Here is a 20,576-nt window from a genome sequence, read left to right as displayed (position 1 = left end):
ATTTCTGTAGTTCTAAACGATTGAGGAACGTTCATCCAGAAATTCGGACGGTGAGCAGCCTGTCAACCGTTTGAAGATTCGATGAAAATAGGAAACATCACTATATCCCACATACTCCGAAATTTCACGGATCGTTAGCCGGGACTCGGTCAGCATGTAAATGGCGGTTTTAATACGTTGTGTATGTACATGCTCGCTGATCGTTTGGCGTGTTACCTCACGCAGCAGCGTCGCGGCATAATTGGGGGTTTTACGAATGGCGTCGCCAAGCTCCTCCTTGGTTACCTTTTCACGGTAGTGGTTCTGGATATACTGTTTCATATGTTCCACATGTCGCTCTCGATCGCAAGAAATGGTGCCTTTGTCCCATTCCTGATTCATATATATCATTGCCTCGGTCAGCAGACAGTCAGCCATCATGGTGTAGTAGCTTGGGTGTTCAGTCCATTGATAGTACATCGATTTGATCCGTTCATGCAGCATATCGTAGCATCCGGGTTTGATCAACAACGGCTTGTCAGTATTCAATATGGGAAGTGTGCTGTTTGTACATGTTTTGCGGCAATGTATCACATACTTGGTATGAAAAAGCGTAGGAATGCTCTTGCCATAGTAATCCAGATGACTGGGTAAAAGCAGCGTTTCACCCTTACCGAGAATGAATTTGCAATCGTTCACCCAATATACACATTTGCCAAAGGTGACCAAAATGAACAGTAAGTCATCGTTGTCGCTATTTGCGCGAGCCTTTTCATACCAGTCCACACCGTTGTCCTGCCGAATATCCACCAATGTAATCACGAAACTCACTCCCCGATGTCTTCAACACTCATTATACTGTAGTACATTCATCATACTATAGTTCATAGTCTTGGTGCACGGGTACAGGTAGAATAGAGCTATATAAGTTTAATGTAGATAGAGAAGCAAAGTGGAATAGAAAACCATACAGTAAAGACATTCAGGAGGATGACATTACTATGCTTAAAACGAAAATTATTTGTACTATGGGACCTGCCTGTGACTCCATTCAGTTGTTAAAAGAAATGATCCAGGCTGGTATGACGGTAGCCCGTTTGAATATGGCTCACGGTGAACTGGAAGATCACGTTAAACGTATCGAAAATGTGCGTCAGGCTGCGAAGGAAATGAATACCTTTATCCCTGTCATGATGGATATTAAAGGACCGGAAATACGGATTGGCAAGCTGAGAGAGGCATCTTGTCTGCTGAAACCAGGTAGCCAGCTCATTCTGACCACAGAAGAGATTCTAGGGGACGAGCATCGTATTTCAGTGAATTACCCGGATATGCCGAAGGACATCAAACCAGGCGACCGCATTCTCATTGACGACGGTTTGGTGGATCTGACTGTAACTTCCATCGAAGGTACGGAAATGATTTGTAATATTGTAAGCGGCGGTATTTTGAAGCCGAGAAAAGGTGTGAACCTGCCAGGGATTCATACGACCCTTCCAGGCGTGACGGAGCGAGATGTGAAGCACATCCAATTTGGGGTGGAGCAGCGTGTTGAGCTTATTGCGGCTTCTTTTGTGCGTAAAGGCGACGATATCCGTGAAATCCGTGAGATTTTGAAGGGACATCATGCTGAGCATGTACAAATTTATTCCAAAATTGAAAACGCTGAAGGCATGGAAAACCTGGATGATATTATCGAAGCTTCCGATGGTATTATGGTAGCCCGTGGCGATCTGGGCGTCGAAGTGCCGATTCAAGATGTGCCTGTGATGCAAAAAGAAATGATCGACAAGTGTAATCTGGTCGGCAAGCCCGTTATTGTAGCTACCCACATGCTGGAATCCATGCAGGTGAACCCGCGTCCGACGAGAGCCGAAGTTAGTGACGTGTTTAATGCCGTTATGCAAGGAGCCGATGTTGTTATGCTGTCGGGTGAATCTGCTGCAGGTAAATATCCTGTCGAGTCTGTACGGACCATGGCTGCGGTAGCTGCCAGTGCAGAATCACAATTGGATTATCAGGAGCAGTTCGATAAGCGCAGAGCACGCCAAAGCACCAATATTACCGAAGTGATTAGTCAAGGTGCGGTAAGTTCGTCTCTGGAGCTGGATGCCAAAGCGATTATTACCTCAACTGCCAGTGGATTCACGGCACGTATGGTATCCAAATATCGTCCGAAGGCACCTATTATTGCGGTTACTCCGAATAATACGGTATTCGCTAAAATTTGCCTGTTATCCGGTGTATTCCCGATCAAAGGGGATAAAGTAGCGACAACGGATGAAATGTTTGAATCCTCCATCCGTAACGCCCTGAATGCAGGATATATCCATAAAGGGGATACTGTAGTTCTGTCGGCAGGTGTTCCTGTCGCTGAGGCGGGCACCACTAACTTGATCCGAGTATATCAAGTGTAATCTACAATAAAATATAGACAAGCCAAAAGGCGCTGGCCCCCATGGGTTCAGCGCCTTTTTCACATTCTGTCGTGTTATTGCTTACAGCCCGAACACACTTTTAGCAACGACCTGTGTCAATTCTGCCTTATGGGCTTGGTATTGCTCAGGCGTAATGCTCTTATTGGCCAGTCGTTGATCCAACTGCTCCGTTAACTGAGCTACCTGTAAATCAACAACAGCCTGTGCGTCCTGTTTATTGGATTGTGCAATATCTGCCAAGGTTTGACCGTTATATAACGCATCATACAATTGCTCATCCGAGGATGCGCCCAGTGTTTTCAAAAGTTCATCATCCTTGGAAGCTTCATTATCCTGTACCTGAGGGGCTCTCTCTGGAGCCAGTGTAGCAGCATTAGCCCGACTTCCCCAAGTAGAAGACTGCCCAATAGATAACGCCAGCAACAGTGTACAGATGACCAACATTCGTTTTCGATTCATAAGTGTAAATCTCCTTTGTGTTTCATTCAATTTCTGACAGGGTGGAGCCTTATATGGATATCCAACGGGAGTAATGTTTATGCCTTTAGCCGATCCGGCTTATGTAGTTACCAGATTCTAATATACATCATACACACCCAATCTTAGCGCCAGCTTAATACTCGTTTAAAATAAACTAAAAGAGGAGGATGTAAACAGGTAAAGCCAAAAAAAATTCACGGATGCGAATAATGGATGTGATTTACCCTTTGGATTCTGCCCTTTTCTTTGACCACATTGTTCGTATCCCATGAATACAGAGCAATAGTAAGGGGAAAAACAACCCGATGGATAGTGAGTAAGGAACCCACGTCTTTGTATCATAGGTTTGTTGGTAAGGGACATTGGGATACACGATAATGGACAGGATGACTACAACCATTCCGAGAGGAAGCACCAATTGTCGGTCTTCTTTCAAACGGAAGATTTGGGCTATTGCTGTCACCGTCGTGTGAATATACAGCGTAATTCTAAAAAAGAGTGAAATAAACCACATAGTAGCCATGATAGCCTCGATGCGCTGTAAAAAATTGCCGATGCTAATTTTTTTGGCTAACGCATAGCTAGGATATAGATTTCTTGCTGTTAAGTCAGGACCTAATACCAAAATCGCCAATGTAACCACCACGACCAACATCAATCCGCCAATCAGGCTACCTAGGAAAAAGGCTTTACGGGTTTGATCGGAACGATTTATAGAATCCGGGAAGATCATTAGAAAAATAATATGAGGTATAAACACAGTGCTACAAAAGGACAGGGCAGCAGGCCAAATAGGTCCAACTCCCGCCTCCAATACAGGTTGAACATTTTCCAGCTTAATATCGGACACCACTAAACCTACAAAAGAAATATAAAGCAGAGTAAATAACGGAAACAGCAGTTCGGCTGAACGGGCCACCACTTCGAGACCCAGGCGGGCAGCCAATACTACAATAAGCGCAAAGAGAATATTTACCGCTAAAATCGGTGTTTCCGGTATCATTTGAGTAGTCATAAAATTCCCTATATAAAATAAAACGGGTGCAGGGGCATTGATGAATAGTGTAATGAAAAACAAAAGACCGGCGGCTTTGCCTAACCATTTTCCGAGCAGGGTTTCCATAATCCCAATCAGCGTCATCTCTGGATACAGAGCTGCAATCTTGCTGTACATATACAAGATAAGGAGCCCTGCCCCGACTCCAACGAGCGCGGCAATCCACGCATCTTGTTTGGCTACCGATGCCATGCCTGAAGGGACGATGAGGATAGCACTCCCGATCGTAAATAAAGCTGTTAAAATCATAATTTGGCGTGCTGAAATTTTAATCTGTCCGGGCACCAATGTTCACCTCGTCTTATCTGATTAGACCGATATGGGTCAGGAAATCGCTAAATGGTCTATATACGGCTGTTATCCAATCCAGGGGAGTGGGAATTTGCCAGTGTAATGCCTTGGCACAGCTAATTCCAACTGCGACAAATAGAAGGATGGAAAATAACCAAAGTTCTTTTTTAAATCCCTTTTTCCACATGTAGGGGATCTCGACCAAGCTGATTGCAGCAGCGATCAGTAATATGCCCAAAACGTTCACCATATGAGACAGCATCTTGGAAAACACCTTCTTTGTAGGGTAAGGGATTTACTCCTTAATATCATTCAAAAATGAGCTGCCAATCGTACCCAAGCGCCGAATCTTGAAATCCACCTTGATATGTACAGGTAATTCTGTAAAGTATTCATAATCCCAATTTTTTTTAATGGATTTCCAGGTCCTCGGGTCAGCACGGTGAATGGCTTCACCGAATCCGAAGATATCAGCTTTGTATGATTTTTGGGCTTTTCTGACAGCCATTTTCATAAACTCTTCTATTTTTTCTTCCTCTTTGTTTTCAAGGTCATAAATCGTCCCCACCTGGGTCAAATCCAGGCCGGTACATTCAACTTCCCCCAGGTTGGCCTCAACCTGCATTTTTATATTGATCTGGGGCTCCCCCCTATAAACGCTCCCTTTTATAGAGGTTTGGGTTCTAATGATTTCCGAGACGACTTTGCCGCCCCCGGGGCAAGCCACATAACCGACAGAACTCTGCACTTTGCCGAGGATGAAGTTGTATCCTCTACTTTCAGTTTCATTTAACCAACCGATTAATCGGTCTTTTCTGAATACAGCAAGTCCCGAATACTGTAATCGGGCGGGCGGGGCGATTTTTTGCACATTCCCGCTTGTTTCTCCCATTTCTTTATCGCCAACGATTCGGAGTCCTGTCAAGACAGGCTGCATTCCTTCACTGGTGAGTGCTGATACCAATTCATCCAAAGTTACTGTCGTACTGGGTGACCAGTTTTTTTGTGATGTTTCCAGAGAGGAGAAAAGGTCATTTGCGGGAATCGGATCTAAAGGTGTCATAATTTTCAACGTATCCTCCGCACTAGTGCCCTTGGACACTACAATATAAAAATCGGTTCGGAACTGATGATATCTGGAGAGTAAATCTAAGGATTTCGCCATTCCTTCGGTGGCCATCGATTCACCGATTACACATATACGCAGATGAGAAAAATACATTCTCCGGGGGCTAATCGTTGTTATTTTTCGGATCGCTTCAAATATGGTATCCGCTTCTTCTGTATACAAGGTGGCTGGAGCACCACCGCCTGATCCTTTTTTGGCTGATGCTTTTCCAGGGTCCACCACTTGGAGAGAGACCCGGAATTGATCTCCTTGTTTATCAATCCCCATACCAACGGCGATGGCAAGCTCATTCAACTCCCTGCGATTCCAACAGCCCGTCAGAAGTAAAACGAGTGCAAGAATCAGGAACAGAATCGCTTTCTTCCGCTTCATGATTATCCACTCCTTTCCGACTGTTTCTCTTTTCTTTTATTCCCTTGATTTGCGAGGTGGAGCGCTGTTTCGACGTTTGACATTCTTCTGATCGACTAACCGGGGACGTGAAATCATCATCCAGTGAGGAAACCGAAATATGGTATCTTTGGTGTCCGACGGTATTAGAGGTGCAAAAGGAGTCATATAGGGAACGCCGAACGAACGAAGGCTGCACATATGCAGGACCAGGGCAATGCCTCCAACGATAATCCCGAACAGCCCAAAGGAAGCGGCAAGTCCCATCAAGGGGAACCGCAGCATACGAAAAGCGATGGACATATTATAGGCAGGAAGTACAAAGCTGGAAATTGCAGTAATCGATACGACAATAACCATCGCAGCAGATATGATGCCCGCCTCGACGGCAGCTTGTCCGATGACGAGTGTGCCCACGATAGAGACGGCTGCCCCGATGTATTTTGGCATACGAACGCCAGCTTCCCGCAATATTTCAAAAGTCAGTTCCATCATGAGTGCTTCAATAAAGGCAGGGAAGGGAACAGCCTCCCGCTGTGCCGCTAGACCGATCAACAGTGAGGTCGGCAGCATTTCCTGATGAAACGTAGTGATGGCAACATATAAGGACGGACCGAGCAGGGAGATAAAAACTCCGGTGTAACGAAGAACCCGGATGAAGCTGCTAATGTCTGCACGCTGATAATAATCCTCCGCGGCATGCAGGAAGGAAACAAACAGCGCAGGCACGACAAGCACAAACGGGGTTCCATCCACCAGGATCGCGATTTTTCCTTCCAACAGCTCGGCGGCGATCACGTCCGGGCGTTCAGAGTTGTATACTGTCGGAAAAGGCGTAAAAGTTTCGTCTTGGATTAATTCCTCGATATACCCGCTTTCGAGAATGCCGTCCACATCAATGCGATTCAATCGCTCATGCACTTCCTCGACCAATTTAGGGTTCGCAATCCCCTTGATATACATGACAGCGACTTCGGTCTGGGTTACACGACCGATTTGTTTGGTTTCCAGCCACAAATTCGGATCTTTAATCTTACGCCGAATCAATGCCGTATTCGTGCGCAGTGTCTCAGAAAATCCTTCTCGCGGCCCACGGACGACATTTTCCGAGGCAGGCTCGGTGACACCGCGATCCTTCCATCCACGTGCACTGGCAACTAATCCCTGTGTCTCACCGTCAATCAAAATGACAGCATCCCCGGAAAACAGCGCGTTATATAAGGTTTCAAAGTCTATAATCTCCCGGATGCCCCCGATGGTTAGGGCATGATCTTTCAATACTTGCATGACACTAGAGGAGTTCTGGAGCCTGCACTCTACGTCTCTGGACAAGTTACTATCCAGCATCATCGATTCCATAATGAAGTCGGAGACTATATTTTTGTCCGCCAAACCGTCCGTATAGAGGATTGCAATGAGCTGGTCACCATCCTTGCCGATACGAATTTCTCTTATGATGATATCGGTGCTGTTACCGAGTGCTTGTCTGATTTGCTGAAGATTGCTTCCGATATTCGCACTGAGCTGCTCTCCTGAATGCTCAGGCTTACTTTCGCTGTGCTGGACTGGCGGCTTTTTAATTTTGTTAGGGGGGGTTCTTTTCCGAAAACGCATGAACGTTCTCCCTCTCTATTGAGGATACTTTTTAATCCAGTATGGACGCCGGGGTCTCTAGATAAACTTACTGCTGAAATTTTGATGGGGGAGATACAGATATGAAAAAAACCTCCTTCACAAAAGTGAAAGAGGTTTTAGACATCTACAACCATTACAATTTAGGGTTTTTTCCATACTTATTGTCGCCAGGCTGACTGTCTTGGCAGAAGAATACAATCAAAATAATTGACCCTACCAGAGGGATCAGACTGATTAGAATCCACCATCCGCTTCTACCTGTGTCATGCAGTCTACGGGCCATAACGGCCAAGGATGGCAACAGGACAGCAAGAGAATAAATCAAAGTCAATACCGGTGATAAGCCTACAAGACTATCGATCAGGCTGACTACAAAGCTAGCGATTGCACTAAATAGTACAAACATCCAATACTCTGTACGTCTTGCTCTACCTTGAAACCCTACATAGTTTTTTAATGCATTTAAATACCATTGCATATATTTTTCACCTCCTTATAAAATCTAAAAGTTGCTTTACAGTATCCGTAAAGTTGTCCTTGTAGGTATATCGGCAGGAAACATATAGAATTTTACTTGTAAAATTATAACTTTAAACTAGAAATTTACGCAATACATTTATTAATGTTAATAATTCAATGAATAATTCATAAAAATATAAAATTACATATTGAATTTTCCATATCCATTGAATAATATAGAGGTACGGTTAACCGCCAGGTTTGAATCGTCCTTCTTAACAGAAGGTGCTTTATTTTTCAAATCAATTGAAAGCGCTTTAATGCGAAACAGGAGGGATGAGCAACATTAAATTCGAGGAGGAAGAAGTTAATACAAACATAATCCTGACCGCTTTCTCAATATTGTTTTATGTTATCAGGGATGTTCAAAACGAGAGGAGATTGATTTATGAAGCAAACATTCGTTCGTAAAGCGGCGGCAGCTTCACTCGCAGGTGCGCTGTTGTTGCCTGCTTCTTTTGTAGGTGCCGAGCAAACACTCAATTCAGATACAAATGGAATTCAAAATGTGGGGCAGACTTCCCTTCAAGCTCAAGACCTAGAAAACTTTTCAATTCAAAGTAAACAGGCTGTCTCTTTCAAGGAGACTTCCGTACATGATCCATCCATTCTGAAAGTGAAAGACACATTTTACATTTTTGGCTCACATCTGGCGGCTGCCAAGTCCAAAGACCTCATGAATTGGGATACGATTGCTACAGGAGTGGCGAATGGTAACGCATTGATTCCTAACGTCAAAGAAGAATTAAAGGAAGCACTGGATTGGGCACAGACAGACACGCTGTGGGCAGCAGATGTCATTCAACTGGCAGATGGCAAGTTCTATATGTATTATAACGCTTGCAAGGGTGACTCACCGCGTTCAGCAATGGGCCTAGCAGTTGCTGATAAGATTGAAGGGCCTTATAAGAATAAAGGCATTTTTCTAAAATCCGGCATGTGGGACCAACCGAGTGAGGATGGGACGATCTATGACGCAACCAAGCATCCAAATGCCGTAGACCCGGACACCTTTTATGATAAGAACGGCAAGCTGTGGATGGTATATGGCTCCTACTCAGGAGGCATCTTCATTATGCAGATGGATGAAAAAACAGGGAAGCCGCTCCCTGGTCAAGGCTACGGGAAAAAGCTGACAGGCGGCAACCATGCTCGTATGGAAGGACCGTACATACAATACAGTCCGCAAACGGACTACTATTACTTGTTCCTGTCTTATGGTGGATTGTCAGCGGATGGCGGATACAACCTGCGGGTGGCTCGGTCCAAAACACCAGATGGTCCTTTCTACGATGCTGAAGGCAATGATATGATCAAGGTTAAGGCGAATCCTGACAAACCACTTTTTGATGACGCTTCCATTGAACCATACGGTGTCAAACTGATAGGTAATTACCTGATTCCCAGAGAAATTGGTGATCCGGGTACTGGACTGGGTGTAGGCTATGTGTCGCCCGGACACAACTCGGCTTATTATGATTCCAAGACGAAAAAGCATTTTGTCATTTTCCATTCCCGTTTCCCGGGGAGAGGCGAACAGTTTGAAGTGCGGGTACATGAAATGTTCATGAACGCTGACGGTTGGCCTGTGGTTGCTCCTTATCGTTATTCGGGAGATGAAGATTCACTTAAAAAGCTGTCAGAAAAGGATGTCCTCGGTCAATATTCGTATGTAAATCACGGGAAGGAAATTACGGCAAATATTAAGCAAGCCGTTAACGTCAGTCTGGATAGCGGCGGCAAGCTGTCTGGTGGAGTGAACGGTACATGGAAGTTGGGGGCAGGCAATCAGCTGGAAATTACAGCAGAGGGCACGAAGTACAAAGGTGTATTCCTGCGGCACCGTGATCCGGACACAGGTGCCAAGACGCTTGCTTTTACCGCGTTGTCCTCCAAGGGTGTTGCGGTATGGGGTTCGCTAAAGCCTGACCTGAAGGCCAGCAAAATTGTAGCTGCTGTGCAAAAGGATCTGAGCCTGGGCGATACGAGCAATGTTCTTTATAATCTGACGCTACCTACTCAAGCAGCACAAGATACCACTATTTCATGGGAATCCACCCACCCGGAGAATATTTCTGTGACAGGTGAAGTATACCGTCCAGAAGCCGGTTCTCAGCCAGTAACAGTTATATTGACAGCGACCATCAAAAAGGACAAAGCCACAGCTAAGAAAAACTTTACAGCCATTGTTCCCGGGCAGGCCCAGGGTCCTCAGCTCGCACGCTATTCGTGGAGTGAAGATCAAGGAACTTCGGTTGTCGACAGCACATACAATCAATTCGATGGTAAGGCCTATGGTGGTGCTGCATGGGATAAAGACGGGAAGCTTGGAGGTGCGCTTGTCCTAAACGGTAAGGATGGTTACGTGCAACTACCAAATACAGTAACAGATGCGAAGGATTTTACCTTTTCTGCTTGGGTGAACTGGAAGGGCGGTGCAGCTTGGCAACGGATTTTTGACTTCGGCAACGGCCAAGCCCGGCATATGTTTCTTACCCCTTCCCAAGGAAACGGTGTGCTCCAGTTTACAATCCATGAGGGTGCGGATCAAAGCTTGCTTTCCAAATCATCATTACCTCTAAACCAGTGGACGCATGTAGCGGTTACACTGGAAGGGAATATAGGAAAGCTGTATGTAAATGGTGAGGAAGTAGCTGTTAATGACGGCATTACCTTTAATCCCAATGAGTTGCTGACGAGCGAGGCTTATCTCGGCAAAAGCCGCTTTGCCGCCGATGCTTACTTCAATGGCAGCCTGGATGAAGTTCAATTGTATAACAAAGCGCTGACAGCAGAGGAAATTAAAGCACTGGCAGAATTGTAATTCAAAATGAGCAAATAAACGCAGGAGATGGGCTTTATTAAGAAGTTCGTCTCCTGCACAATGTTTTGTATATTTATTTCTTGATTGCTGGTATAATAGGAAGCAACTGCGGATATAATGTTTTAAGTAGGCGTTAATGACTCACTGCCGCCGAATGAACACAGCTTTGAAGCAGCAATAGAGAACATAAGCACTCTGCACAAATTAAATTCTCCAGTGCTTGCGTTTTCAATACACTTATGGTAATATGAGTATATTGAAATTGTGACCTGAGATTCACATATTGTAGAGGGTTATTGTTTTAGGTTGAAATAACCTTGTGCAATATGTGAATTTTTATTTGTAAAAAATAAAGGTCATATAAATACATTTTGGAGGTAATTCCATGCAAACAGGTACAGTTAAATGGTTTAACGCAGAAAAAGGTTTCGGTTTCATCGAGGTTGAAGGTGGAAGCGACGTATTCGTACATTTCTCCGCAATCCAAGGCGAAGGTTTCAAATCTTTGGACGAAGGCCAACGCGTAGAATTCAACGTAGTTGAAGGAAACCGTGGACCACAAGCTGAGAACGTTGTAAAACTGTAATTTAAAATTACAGCCTACTTCAGATGCCCCGAACATAGCGTTTGGGGCATTTGTTTTTATCTGTTCACAAGACCGTTTTTGAACTGATTACATCTTATCGCTTTATAAATCATGAAGAAAGAGGGATGTTTATGTACAATTCACGGAAAAAGCCAATGGATGAGATTCCTGAGGAAATTACAACTGTCTGGAATTGCGCCAGCGATACATGTAACGGCTGGATGCGGGATAACTTCGCTTTTTCTGTCGAGCCGACATGCCCCATTTGCGGTTCTGCCATGGTGAAGGGCGAGAAAAAGCTGGCTGTTTTAAATAATACGAGCTTCAATCATACCAAACAATCCTAAACGGATAAATGTTTGTAGTGAAAGATGCCCCATAGCCATTAACGGCGCTGAGGCGTCTTTTTGTTTTTTATAAATATAAATATACATAAGAATGAACAGGCTTTCAATTATGGTGTGGAGGATGGGGCTAGTATGCTCAGTAAGATAGAATTAAATTCGGGTAGCGCTTCGTAAAATACACCGTGCCCGCTTCGTTCGAAAGGAATAAGCTTTGATCCGGCAATTCCTTTTTGAGTTTGGACAGCCAGGGGGAAAGGACAGACCCGATCCAGCTTGCCGTGTAGAATCCAAGTAGGCACGTGTATACATGGCAAATCAGGGCGCAAATCAGAGTCACGTAGTGAATACAAAGTACAAGCCATGCTATGAACTGTAGCCGCAAAACCCTGATCGCGTAACCAGTCGCGTAAGCTCTGGCTGACGGGATTGGCAAACAACATCTCGCCAAAAGAAGTTACCAGTTGTGGACGATCTGTATAGGCTTGTTTGATGAGTTTATCTACCTCTGTGACAGGAGTACCGTAAGGGAAGTCGCTGGTTGGGGTGAATCGGGGCGTAGCTGCTCCGATCAAGATCAACTGATTGACGCCAAATCCCCGGTGCCTGCTCATGTAGCGTGTGACAATAGCTCCCCCCATCGAAAAACCGATCAGCCGTACCTGGTTTAACTGAAGCGCCTGCATAACAGCCAGCAGATCGTCCGCCAATCGATCATAATTGTATCCATGCCATGGTCGATCAGACTTGCCGAACCCCCTAAGATCAACCTGAATACAGCGATACCCGTAAGCAGGCAACAAGGCGGCCTGGTATTCGTACATTCGGTGATCCAGCGGCCAGCCGTGAACCATCAGAACAGGGATGCCTTCTCCAATATCCTCGACATACAGCTTCACGCCGCGTTCCACCTCAATATAATATCCCATCGTGTTCACCCCTTTAGAAATCACGGAATTTCATTCTCTCTCACATATATGTAGCCAGGGCTTAGCTCATTCGAAAAAGGGGTGAGACTGTCACGATATAAGCATATATTATGTTAAAAAATGTATGTCATCCTACATAGGGATGGGATATAATTATGGAATGAAACAGCATTGGGAGAGTGGAACAATGACACCATCAAAAACATTAAAATGGATTACAGGCGGATTGGAGCTGTTTTTAGCTATTCCCGTTTTGGGCGGGCTGCTCGTCGTAAATTCCGCGTATACTATATTGTTCTTTATGCTGATTTTCCACATTGTTACGTTGGTGCTATCGGTGACGAATAGAGAGTCTTATTATGGATCTATTTTAGGGATCGTGACCTCGGTTATTGGATGGATTCCGATTGTGGGCTGGTTGATGCATTTGATCTCAGGCATATTTTTGATGATTACCGCAGCCCAGCAGCCGCGTGATCAGTATCGTAATCGCAATCCTTATGATGATTATCGCTACTAGGGTAAGTGTGGCGATACAAAGATGAAAGATCCTGTTGAACAGGGTCTTTTTTTATTTATGAAATCTCCCCATGATTATGGTGTTGTAGTATTTGCCATCTGAAAGAACCTTATCGTTTTTTAATAACCCTTCGATCTCAAATCCATGTTTTTTATAGAGCTCAATGGCTTTATCATTCGTTTCCAAAACTTGTAGAGTTATTTTCTTAATGCCATTGGAGTCAGCCCAAGAAATAGATTTTTTTAAAAGATTCGTCCCGATCCCATAACCCCAAAAATCCTTTAGTACGCATACGCCAAATTCAACCTTATGAGAGAATCTGCTCAGAACATGGCCCTCACATCTTGAAAATCCGACGATTTTATCATGAACTACCGCAACTAAAAATAGGTTTCTGTTATTCTCTGTATCTGATTCAATGAGCTGTTCAAAACCGGATGTACTTATAAACGCTTCTCCCTTCTCTCTGTCTAAATTTTCAGTCTCTCCATCAATCAGCAAACGGATTTCAGACAAATTCTTCGCATCTTGAATCATGGCAGATCTGATCGTATAGCTCATTCCTCGTATATCAAATTCCTGTTTATTTATTTTCATTACATTCTCCTTATTATGAATTTTAGTGAAAATGACCTCTGGATCATGTTAGTCTACCACATATTATCTTGTTTACATGACAAATAAGCTTGTCCCCTCCTGTTGTATCAGCAGCAGGGGACAAGCTTATTGATTTCTCCATCCGTACAGGGAAGCCGGATGGAGATTTATTATACATGGGTGGCGGTAGCTATTTTTGCTTAGCAGAGGCTTTAGCTGCATTGGTTTTAGCAGGAGCCTTGGCTGCATCTCCTTGAGCAGGAGCTTTACCTGCATCGGCTTTACCGCCATCTACTGGTGGTTTGGATGGTTTCACGCCATTCACCATATCTGTCATCATTTTCTTTAGATCAGAGACACGTTGGTTATATTCAGTTGCTGTAATCTTGCCGTTTTGTTTTTCCGTAGCCAATTTCGCTTTCATATCTGAAACCATCACATCAATAACGGAATTTACGCTCACACCTTGTGCTTTGGCGATTGTAGCAAGGGATTTACCTGCTTTCAATTGTGTATCCAACTGACTGGAGGACAATTTCAATAATTTCAGGAGAGCTTTGTTCTCAGCATAGTTTCCTCCTGCGATTTTAGGGCCGTTAGCATCGCCGGGGTTACCCTTAGGTGCCTGTGCTTTGTCTGCAATGGGAGCCTTCTCAGGTGTAGTTGAAGCAGCATGGGCTGCGCTTGTGGAGTAGAGTGTCCCGCCTCCTAAAAATGCCAAGGCCATCGTTCCGGCCAAAATTGCCTTCTTGGTGCTCTTCATCTTCATTTTCCACCTTTCGGTTATGGTTTGTTTGGTACGTGATACATCATAAGGGATCAACTTGAATGCTATCTGAGTGCAAGCTGAGCATTTACTGAATGAAATTTGGAGAGCATGACTAACATTTTAATAAGATGGTACTTGTATTACGTGTATTAAGTGATATAATACACTACAGGCACGGTAGATACAGCCGATTAGGGGGAAACACCCATGGAAGAACAACGGGTTGGCTCGTTCCGATTTTTAATTGACTTCAGCCAGCCATTATATGAGCAAATATTAAATCAAGTACGAAGCTCCATTGCTAAAGGGGAGATCGAAATGGGAAGCAAAATGCCATCTGTTCGTGATCTGGCGCAGGAACTACGCATGAATCCGAATACTGTGATGCGGGCGTATCAGGAGCTGGAGCGGGACGGATTGACTGAGAAGCGGCGCGGGTTAGGCACTTATGTTACTTCGTCCAGTGAACGGATTGCCAGCTTTCGGGAACAATTGGCTATAACGTATATAGATCAGTTTCTCGGACAGATGAGCAGTCTGGGGTTATCGTGGGAAGATGTACAGCAGTATATAAGAAGCAAACAGGACGGAAATGACGAGGGAGGAGGCGAAGGGGCATGACGGAATCTATTGTGGTTGCGAGTCATCTGACGAAGCAATATGAAAGTAAAAAAGCGCTGGACCACTTGGATGTCGTCATTCCGGCGGGACGCATTGTAGGGGTGCTTGGACCCAATGGCTGTGGGAAGTCCAGCTTCTTTCGAGCAATCACCGGATTAATTCGACCGGATGGGGGCGAGCTTCAGGTATTGGGACAAAAGCCAGGTTGGGAAACCAATCGTGGCATATCCTATCTGCCTGACAGGGCTCGCTGGTACCCTAATCATACGGTGCAGCAGATACTGGAGTGGGGGGAATCCTTTTTGCCTGGCTTCAATATAAAAGATGCCTATAAACTTGCTGATCATATGGACGTAGAGTTGGAGTTGAAAATGGCCGGGTTGAGTCGCGGACAGGAGGCACGTGTGCTACTGATTTTATGTCTGGCGCGTGAGGTTCCGCTCATGATCCTGGATGAACCGTTTGCGGGCATTGATGTCCTCTCCAGAGAAGCGATCGTGGCCGGGATTATTGATTATTTGGAGGGTCGCCAGCAGTCTATACTCATTAGCACGCATGATATTCAGGAAGTGGAAGGCTTGTTTGACTACACGGTCATGATGGACCGCGGACGGGTCATATGGTCTGGTGATTCGGATGATCTGCGTGCAGAGCATGGCTCGCTGAATCAGGTGTTCCGCAATTTGTATAAAAAGGAGTGGAAGGCGTGAATTCATCAGGGCTGTTCAAAGATTTGATACGCCATGAATTTCGAAATAAAGGAAGCTGGAGAAAGCAGAGCCGCAATCGACTGCCCAGATCGTGGAGACTTGTATATTTCTCACTATTTCTAATTGTGGCGTTCGTTATTTCCTTGTATTTCGCGCTTCACAACCAGCTCGAATTGACAAGGCTGTGGTATGTCACCTTGGGCTTGCCCTACATGATCATTTTCATGGGTGTGGGAAGTCTGAGAAGAGAATGGGAGAATGACACCTACGGATGGTGGCTGACTCTGCCCTATCCGCGCATGTGGCTGATTAGCGCCAAATGGATTGCTGCTATTTTACAAGCCGTGGTCGTGACCTTGTGCCTGTTTGTGGTAGGTTCTCTGTACGCGCTGTTCATCTCATCCACCATCCAGCCTTATACGTTTGCGGATGCAGCGTCCTTTATTATAGCTGGATTGAACTGGTTTGTGATGATTATCGCTTTCACACCGTTGGTTATTGCGTTGGGTCTGCTGACGGCCAGTACCAAATACAGCACCTTGCGGCCGATTAGCCCGATACTCTGGATTCTTTTGATGGGTGGCGGGAGTGTCTTTTATTGGTCAGGCGATCAGGGGCTTTATGAGCAGTTTGACCATGTTCAAACAGGACAATGGTTTTCTTTTACCTGGCATTTCCCGATTGCGGTGTTGATCAGCTGGGTTGCTGCATATGTATTAATCCGCTTGAGCGCTTATCTACTGGAGAAAAAACTGTCGATTTAGGCTAGCGTATCTATAGGATCTATGAGGAAGGAGTTTCACCATGACGACGATATTTATATATGCATTGTTGGCTGTTTTGGTGGGGCTGATGATCTGGTTGAGAACCAAAAGACGAGGGGGGCCGGTAAAAGGAAACGGAATCCGGATTCTGCTCCCCTTGTTTATCGCGTTCCCGCTTATGATGATGTCTGTGTACCAATTAATGCATATTCCCGGTCAAACGTACGCGCCCCCCGCCTTTTGGGAACTGCTGGTTGCCGGGCTATTAGGGGCTCTGTTTGGCTATGTTATTTTGCTGCATACGGCGTATGAAAGACGGGATGACGGTCTTATTTATCCCAAGCCGAACCAATATTTTAAATATATTATTATCGCTATTATCTTGATTCGCGTTGTTTTGACCCAGTACCTCAGTAGTCTGGGTACGACCGGAATTAGCATGCTGGCAATTACGATGGCGCTGGTATATATCTCAATATGGCGAATCGGGAGCTTTATCAAGTTTCGGAGAACGTTATCCGTATAACAATAGCAATGGGGTTAACAGCGGCTTACTATTCAAAAAGCGTTCATTCGCTTGGCGATAGGAGCCGCTTTTTTGTGGTTTCATCATAAATTCATTTGTAAGCCCATAAGCATACATTGTTATTAGCCCCAATATCCTTTATTCTAGAGTTGTAGCTTGCTGCATAATGGGCTACACATATAAAATTTTGAAAGGAGGGGTATTGAGGTTTCAAGAGATTCAGATCGGGGTTAAAGATAAGGTAGGACGAGAAAAGCTCATTTTTTGTAATTAGCTGTAACTATATAAGTTACATAAAAGGAAATTGTTTTCCATATTCTATTTCATATGTTGAGAGGGGCTTACATTCATGAAAAAACATACGGTTACTGCTGCACTCGCTGGCTTGCTCGTTCTGTCTTCTGCTGTACCGGCTTTAGCAGCCGAGGTAAAACCTACTACGGGTATTCAGGTTTGGGTAGATGGCAAGAAGGAGGCTTACAAAATTGCGCCTATCGTGAGAAATAAGCAGGTTCTAATTCCCTTGAGACAATTGGCCTCCAGTTTGGGAATTCCGATGGATGCCAAGCATATTACGTTCAATACGGCACGACAAAGCACGACTATCCGATATGATCAGGCGACGGTTGTACTGGTATCTGGCAGTCCGGAAGCGCAAATCAACGGGATTAAGGTACCGCTATCCACCTCGACCCTATTGACCAAGCAAGGGGTAACCTATGTACCGGTTGATGTTGTCAAAGAGGCATGGGGCAAGCAAGTGATTTGGGACCCGGCCAGCCAAACGGTGCGAATTGGGGTGAGTAACAAGGATAAGGTCGTTGAAATCGTGAAAAGCTTTGAAACCGGAGACACGAAAGCGGCCGAGACTTGGATCAGCAAAGATCAGTACATCCAGCACAATCTGAGCTTTGCTAGCGGAAGAGAAGCGTTGCTGCAAGGGATTAGCCAGTCGAAGGGAGCCAATGTACAGGTTGAAATCCAACGTGTAATTCAGGATGGTAATTATGTAGCGGTTCATTATAAAGAGTCCACTGCAGGGAAAACGAGCATTGTTATTGATATTTTCCGCTTCGATAGCAATGGTAAAATTGTTGAGCATTGGGACAACATGCAGGACTCGGCCCCAGCCAATCCAAGCGGACACACCATGATTGATGGAACAACACAGATCACGGATCTCAACCAAACCGAGACGAACAAAACGCTGATCCGCAAGTTTGTGGATGATGTTCTAGTTGGCAAAAATCGTGCTGCATTGGAAAGTTATTATAATGGTGATCAGTACATTCAGCATAATCCTCTTTTTGGTGACGGTGTATCCAATTTGAAGCAAGCATTTTCCGCAGCGGGAAGCCAAGGAGCTTCTTTTGGGTATGGTCAGGTCCACATGGTTATTGGAGAAGGCAACTTCGTGCTGGTTGTGAGTGAATTGACATCGTCTAAGGGAACTTCAGCCGCTGTCTATGATCTGTTCCGGGTAGAGAACGGCAAGGTAGCAGAACATTGGGACGTAGTTCAGGAGGTTCCAGCTAAAACAGAGTGGAAAAATACAAACGGCAAGTTTTAAGAAAGTGCGTTTGTGGTATGGCCTGATTGCACGCTTTTCCAACCGTCCTGTTCCTGTTAAAATGATGCAAACATATAACAGGGGGTTGAACGATGGAAGGCTTAAAGCAACGTGTGGGCTGCCTGCATGCACATCACTCGAACATAGCCTATGTGGAACGAGTTTTTGCTTCTTATGAGGTGGAGCTGATACATTTTGTGGACCCTGGGCTTATGCGCCGGATCTCGTCAGACCCGCATTTTTCTGCGGACGATGCCAGTCGCAAGGTAGAAGAGCAACTAAGCTGGATTGCCCAAAGCGACATAGACGTTATTTTGGTAACGTGCACGAATTATATCGTTTTGGCGGAAAAGGCTCAATTGACCATGTCTACACCAATAATCGCGCTGGATGAGCCCTTTTTTCATGAGATATGCGATGATTTGCTGCCACGGACCTTGGTATTCACGAATCCGGCTACTGTAGAGGGAACGATGAAGCGTCTTTATCATACGGCTGCTCTGTTAGGCAAACCAGATATCTCTTCTTGGATAGAGGTTAAGGTGGTGGAGGACGCTTTTGAACTGATTATGCAGGGACGTGAAGACGAGTATAAGGAATTGCTGGTTCGTTCGCTGTATGAGCTGAGGAAGGCTGATCCAAGCAGAGGGCTGGCTGTAGCACAGTTGTCTATGGTTGATGCTGCGTTACAGGTGGAGCTGGAGACGGGGGAAACGATTGGCAATCCCTTACGGTCGTTGTCGAATTTAATTGAGGATTTGTTAGGTTAAAAAAGTATAACCAAAAGAACTTCCAACCCGTGTTCTGGGACTATGGAAGTTCTTTTTTTGAGGCTGGCGAGCAGGTTACTTCTGCGTTGTTCATTACAGATTCTGTTGATCTTGGGTGATGAATGCTGCGCCTGCCGATTCTCTTTGGACAAGCGTAACGTATAAACGTTCATGCTCCACGTCTTCCCCGGCAATGATTTTGAGAACTTGTTCGGCAGCTACAGCGCCCCATTTACGTTTGGAATAGTCAATCGTTGTCAGACGGGGCTGAATATATTGCGCCAGCTCGATATTATCAAAGCCGACGATATGAATATCCTTGCCAATCGTCAGCTCTGACTGAGCCATTCGATTGTAAAAGCCCACTGCCATTTCATCATTGAGACAAAATACGGCTACAGGTTCCGAACCCGGGCTAACTTGTTGCTGCAAAATGATTTCAGCCGCCTGTTCGCCACCCGATTTCTCAAAATCGCCGTCAATTTCGATCATTTCAGCGACGCCGCTACGCTCAATGGTCTGCTTGACCGCCTGCATCCGTTGCCATGAATCGTAAGAACCTTCTGGTCCGGTAACCACATATAGCTTACGGTGTCCCAATTCCAATAAATGTTCGATTGCGAGAGCGGCGCCCGCTTTGTTATCCAGCAGCACCTGGTTAATGTTAGGATGATTCAGTTCACGGTCCAATACGACAATTTTATGTCCTCGCTCGGCATAGTTCAGTAGCTCCTGACTTTCAAACGTCTGATCCAGCACAATGGCGCCGTCGATCATGCGTTCCGGCAGCATTCGGTGAGACTGCTTACCGCTGCATACGATGAGATCATAGCCCTTGCGGTTCAAAATTTCCTTGATGCCGTACAGTAAATCTCCATAAACGTCTCCACGGAAATCAGTCAGGAAAACGCCAATAATTTTGGTCTGCCTTTTCTTGAGATTACGTGCGGCGGCATTGGGCACATAGTTAAGCTCTTTGGCAATCGCTAAAATACGTGCGCAAGTTTCTTCTGTTACCTTATCGCTACCATTCAAGGCATATGAAACGGTAGATATGGAAACGCCCGCCTGTTTGGCGATATCCTTAATGCTGACCACATCGTCACCTCCTTGTCGTCCGTCTTATAA

General features: G+C 45.2%; 21 protein-coding genes. 11 read left to right on the top strand and 10 right to left on the bottom strand.

The features are described 5' to 3' along the window. Positions 1–12 precede the first annotated feature (12 nt). On the bottom strand, positions 13–801 hold the full coding sequence (locus ACQW03_RS09725; protein WP_071639162.1) for a helix-turn-helix domain-containing protein: 789 nt from the start codon (positions 799–801) through the stop codon (positions 13–15). A gap of 179 nt (positions 802–980) precedes the next feature. On the opposite strand from ACQW03_RS09725, the gene pyk reads away from it, so the two are divergent. Further along, positions 981–2,396, top strand: a complete 1,416-nt coding sequence (gene pyk, locus ACQW03_RS09720) for a pyruvate kinase (protein WP_071639164.1) — start codon at positions 981–983, stop codon at positions 2,394–2,396. 81 nt (positions 2,397–2,477) lie between these two features. On the opposite strand, the gene ACQW03_RS09715 is transcribed toward pyk, so the two are convergent. From ACQW03_RS09715 to ACQW03_RS09695, 5 genes are all read right to left on the bottom strand, one after another. Then, positions 2,478–2,876, bottom strand: a complete 399-nt coding sequence (locus tag ACQW03_RS09715; protein ID WP_441949482.1) for a hypothetical protein — start codon at positions 2,874–2,876, stop codon at positions 2,478–2,480. A gap of 241 nt (positions 2,877–3,117) precedes the next feature. After that, positions 3,118–4,239 (bottom strand): GerAB/ArcD/ProY family transporter, encoded by a 1,122-nt coding sequence (locus tag ACQW03_RS09710; protein ID WP_071639168.1) that lies wholly within the window; start codon positions 4,237–4,239, stop codon positions 3,118–3,120. 301 nt (positions 4,240–4,540) lie between these two features. Beyond that, positions 4,541–5,746, bottom strand: a complete 1,206-nt coding sequence (locus tag ACQW03_RS09705; RefSeq protein ID WP_071639170.1) for a Ger(x)C family spore germination protein — start codon at positions 5,744–5,746, stop codon at positions 4,541–4,543. Between the two features lie 36 nt (positions 5,747–5,782). After that, a complete protein-coding gene (locus tag ACQW03_RS09700; RefSeq protein ID WP_220030597.1) occupies positions 5,783–7,378 on the bottom strand; it encodes a spore germination protein in 1,596 nt (531 codons plus the stop codon). Between the two features lie 154 nt (positions 7,379–7,532). Further along, on the bottom strand, positions 7,533–7,877 hold the full coding sequence (locus ACQW03_RS09695; RefSeq protein WP_076293853.1) for a DUF805 domain-containing protein: 345 nt from the start codon (positions 7,875–7,877) through the stop codon (positions 7,533–7,535). A 429-nt stretch (positions 7,878–8,306) separates the two neighbouring features. Between ACQW03_RS09695 and ACQW03_RS09690 the strand changes: the two genes are divergently transcribed. The 3 genes from ACQW03_RS09690 (at position 8,307) to ACQW03_RS09680 (ending at position 11,675) form a co-directional block, all read left to right on the top strand. Continuing rightward, a complete protein-coding gene (locus ACQW03_RS09690) occupies positions 8,307–10,742 on the top strand; it encodes a LamG-like jellyroll fold domain-containing protein (RefSeq protein WP_441949479.1) in 2,436 nt (811 codons plus the stop codon). 385 nt (positions 10,743–11,127) lie between these two features. After that, positions 11,128–11,328 (top strand): cold-shock protein, encoded by a 201-nt coding sequence (locus ACQW03_RS09685; RefSeq protein ID WP_007428290.1) that lies wholly within the window; start codon positions 11,128–11,130, stop codon positions 11,326–11,328. Between the two features lie 131 nt (positions 11,329–11,459). Beyond that, on the top strand, positions 11,460–11,675 hold the full coding sequence (locus tag ACQW03_RS09680) for a cold-shock protein (RefSeq protein ID WP_013308357.1): 216 nt from the start codon (positions 11,460–11,462) through the stop codon (positions 11,673–11,675). Between the two features lie 107 nt (positions 11,676–11,782). Here the strand turns inward: ACQW03_RS09680 and ACQW03_RS09675 are convergent, their stop codons facing one another. Then, positions 11,783–12,601, bottom strand: a complete 819-nt coding sequence (locus tag ACQW03_RS09675) for an alpha/beta fold hydrolase (RefSeq protein WP_071639178.1) — start codon at positions 12,599–12,601, stop codon at positions 11,783–11,785. Positions 12,602–12,788: 187 nt separating this feature from the next. On the opposite strand from ACQW03_RS09675, the gene ACQW03_RS09670 reads away from it, so the two are divergent. Continuing rightward, the gene (locus ACQW03_RS09670) at positions 12,789–13,121 is read left to right on the top strand and encodes a hypothetical protein (RefSeq protein ID WP_013308359.1); all 333 of its coding nucleotides are present in this window, start codon (positions 12,789–12,791) and stop codon (positions 13,119–13,121) included. Positions 13,122–13,172: 51 nt separating this feature from the next. On the opposite strand, the gene ACQW03_RS09665 is transcribed toward ACQW03_RS09670, so the two are convergent. Beyond that, positions 13,173–13,718: a GNAT family N-acetyltransferase gene (locus ACQW03_RS09665; RefSeq protein ID WP_071559460.1), complete on the bottom strand. Its 546-nt coding sequence runs from the start codon at positions 13,716–13,718 to the stop codon at positions 13,173–13,175. A gap of 190 nt (positions 13,719–13,908) precedes the next feature. Further along, positions 13,909–14,481 carry a hypothetical protein gene (locus tag ACQW03_RS09660; protein ID WP_441949475.1) on the bottom strand — a complete coding sequence of 191 codons (573 nt, stop codon included), beginning with the start codon at positions 14,479–14,481 and terminating at the stop codon, positions 13,909–13,911. Between the two features lie 213 nt (positions 14,482–14,694). Between ACQW03_RS09660 and ACQW03_RS09655 the strand changes: the two genes are divergently transcribed. From ACQW03_RS09655 to ACQW03_RS09630, 6 genes are all read left to right on the top strand, one after another. Continuing rightward, positions 14,695–15,108, top strand: a complete 414-nt coding sequence (locus ACQW03_RS09655) for a GntR family transcriptional regulator (RefSeq protein ID WP_023986610.1) — start codon at positions 14,695–14,697, stop codon at positions 15,106–15,108. Next, the gene (locus ACQW03_RS09650) at positions 15,105–15,818 is read left to right on the top strand and encodes an ABC transporter ATP-binding protein (protein WP_441949473.1); all 714 of its coding nucleotides are present in this window, start codon (positions 15,105–15,107) and stop codon (positions 15,816–15,818) included. Before ACQW03_RS09655 ends, ACQW03_RS09650 begins: the two co-directional genes overlap by 4 nt. Continuing rightward, entirely contained in the window at positions 15,815–16,582 is a 768-nt protein-coding gene (locus tag ACQW03_RS09645) for an ABC-2 transporter permease (protein ID WP_071639181.1), read from the top strand. The genes ACQW03_RS09650 and ACQW03_RS09645 overlap by 4 nt, the downstream gene beginning before the upstream one ends. 40 nt (positions 16,583–16,622) lie before the next feature. Then, the gene (locus tag ACQW03_RS09640) at positions 16,623–17,108 is read left to right on the top strand and encodes a CcdC protein domain-containing protein (RefSeq protein ID WP_076293857.1); all 486 of its coding nucleotides are present in this window, start codon (positions 16,623–16,625) and stop codon (positions 17,106–17,108) included. A 349-nt stretch (positions 17,109–17,457) separates the two neighbouring features. Beyond that, positions 17,458–18,678, top strand: a complete 1,221-nt coding sequence (locus ACQW03_RS09635; RefSeq protein ID WP_441949470.1) for a stalk domain-containing protein — start codon at positions 17,458–17,460, stop codon at positions 18,676–18,678. Positions 18,679–18,770: 92 nt separating this feature from the next. After that, a complete protein-coding gene (locus ACQW03_RS09630; protein ID WP_071639185.1) occupies positions 18,771–19,448 on the top strand; it encodes a hypothetical protein in 678 nt (225 codons plus the stop codon). Positions 19,449–19,541: 93 nt separating this feature from the next. On the opposite strand, the gene ACQW03_RS09625 is transcribed toward ACQW03_RS09630, so the two are convergent. Next, positions 19,542–20,546 (bottom strand): LacI family DNA-binding transcriptional regulator, encoded by a 1,005-nt coding sequence (locus ACQW03_RS09625; protein WP_441949467.1) that lies wholly within the window; start codon positions 20,544–20,546, stop codon positions 19,542–19,544. Between the last annotated feature and the right edge of the window lie 30 nt (positions 20,547–20,576).

The organism is Paenibacillus sp. DRB1-1 (genome assembly GCF_052119485.1).
GTDB classification, from domain to species: domain Bacteria; phylum Bacillota; class Bacilli; order Paenibacillales; family Paenibacillaceae; genus Paenibacillus; species Paenibacillus polymyxa_B.
This window is presented reverse-complemented; position numbering and strand designations above follow the sequence as displayed.

Coding starts and splice junctions, on each gene's coding strand:
- pyk (WP_071639164.1), top strand. CDS start 981: ATGCTTAAAACGAAAATTATTTGTACTATGGGACCTGCCTGTGACTCC.
- ACQW03_RS09715 (WP_441949482.1), bottom strand. CDS start 2,876: ATGAATCGAAAACGAATGTTGGTCATCTGTACACTGTTGCTGGCGTTA.
- ACQW03_RS09705 (WP_071639170.1), bottom strand. CDS start 5,746: ATGAAGCGGAAGAAAGCGATTCTGTTCCTGATTCTTGCACTCGTTTTA.
- ACQW03_RS09700 (WP_220030597.1), bottom strand. CDS start 7,378: ATGCGTTTTCGGAAAAGAACCCCCCCTAACAAAATTAAAAAGCCGCCA.
- ACQW03_RS09695 (WP_076293853.1), bottom strand. CDS start 7,877: ATGCAATGGTATTTAAATGCATTAAAAAACTATGTAGGGTTTCAAGGT.
- ACQW03_RS09690 (WP_441949479.1), top strand. CDS start 8,307: ATGAAGCAAACATTCGTTCGTAAAGCGGCGGCAGCTTCACTCGCAGGT.
- ACQW03_RS09685 (WP_007428290.1), top strand. CDS start 11,128: ATGCAAACAGGTACAGTTAAATGGTTTAACGCAGAAAAAGGTTTCGGT.
- ACQW03_RS09680 (WP_013308357.1), top strand. CDS start 11,460: ATGTACAATTCACGGAAAAAGCCAATGGATGAGATTCCTGAGGAAATT.
- ACQW03_RS09675 (WP_071639178.1), bottom strand. CDS start 12,601: ATGGGATATTATATTGAGGTGGAACGCGGCGTGAAGCTGTATGTCGAG.
- ACQW03_RS09670 (WP_013308359.1), top strand. CDS start 12,789: ATGACACCATCAAAAACATTAAAATGGATTACAGGCGGATTGGAGCTG.
- ACQW03_RS09665 (WP_071559460.1), bottom strand. CDS start 13,718: ATGAAAATAAATAAACAGGAATTTGATATACGAGGAATGAGCTATACG.
- ACQW03_RS09660 (WP_441949475.1), bottom strand. CDS start 14,481: ATGAAGAGCACCAAGAAGGCAATTTTGGCCGGAACGATGGCCTTGGCA.
- ACQW03_RS09655 (WP_023986610.1), top strand. CDS start 14,695: ATGGAAGAACAACGGGTTGGCTCGTTCCGATTTTTAATTGACTTCAGC.
- ACQW03_RS09650 (WP_441949473.1), top strand. CDS start 15,105: ATGACGGAATCTATTGTGGTTGCGAGTCATCTGACGAAGCAATATGAA.
- ACQW03_RS09640 (WP_076293857.1), top strand. CDS start 16,623: ATGACGACGATATTTATATATGCATTGTTGGCTGTTTTGGTGGGGCTG.
- ACQW03_RS09635 (WP_441949470.1), top strand. CDS start 17,458: ATGAAAAAACATACGGTTACTGCTGCACTCGCTGGCTTGCTCGTTCTG.
- ACQW03_RS09630 (WP_071639185.1), top strand. CDS start 18,771: ATGGAAGGCTTAAAGCAACGTGTGGGCTGCCTGCATGCACATCACTCG.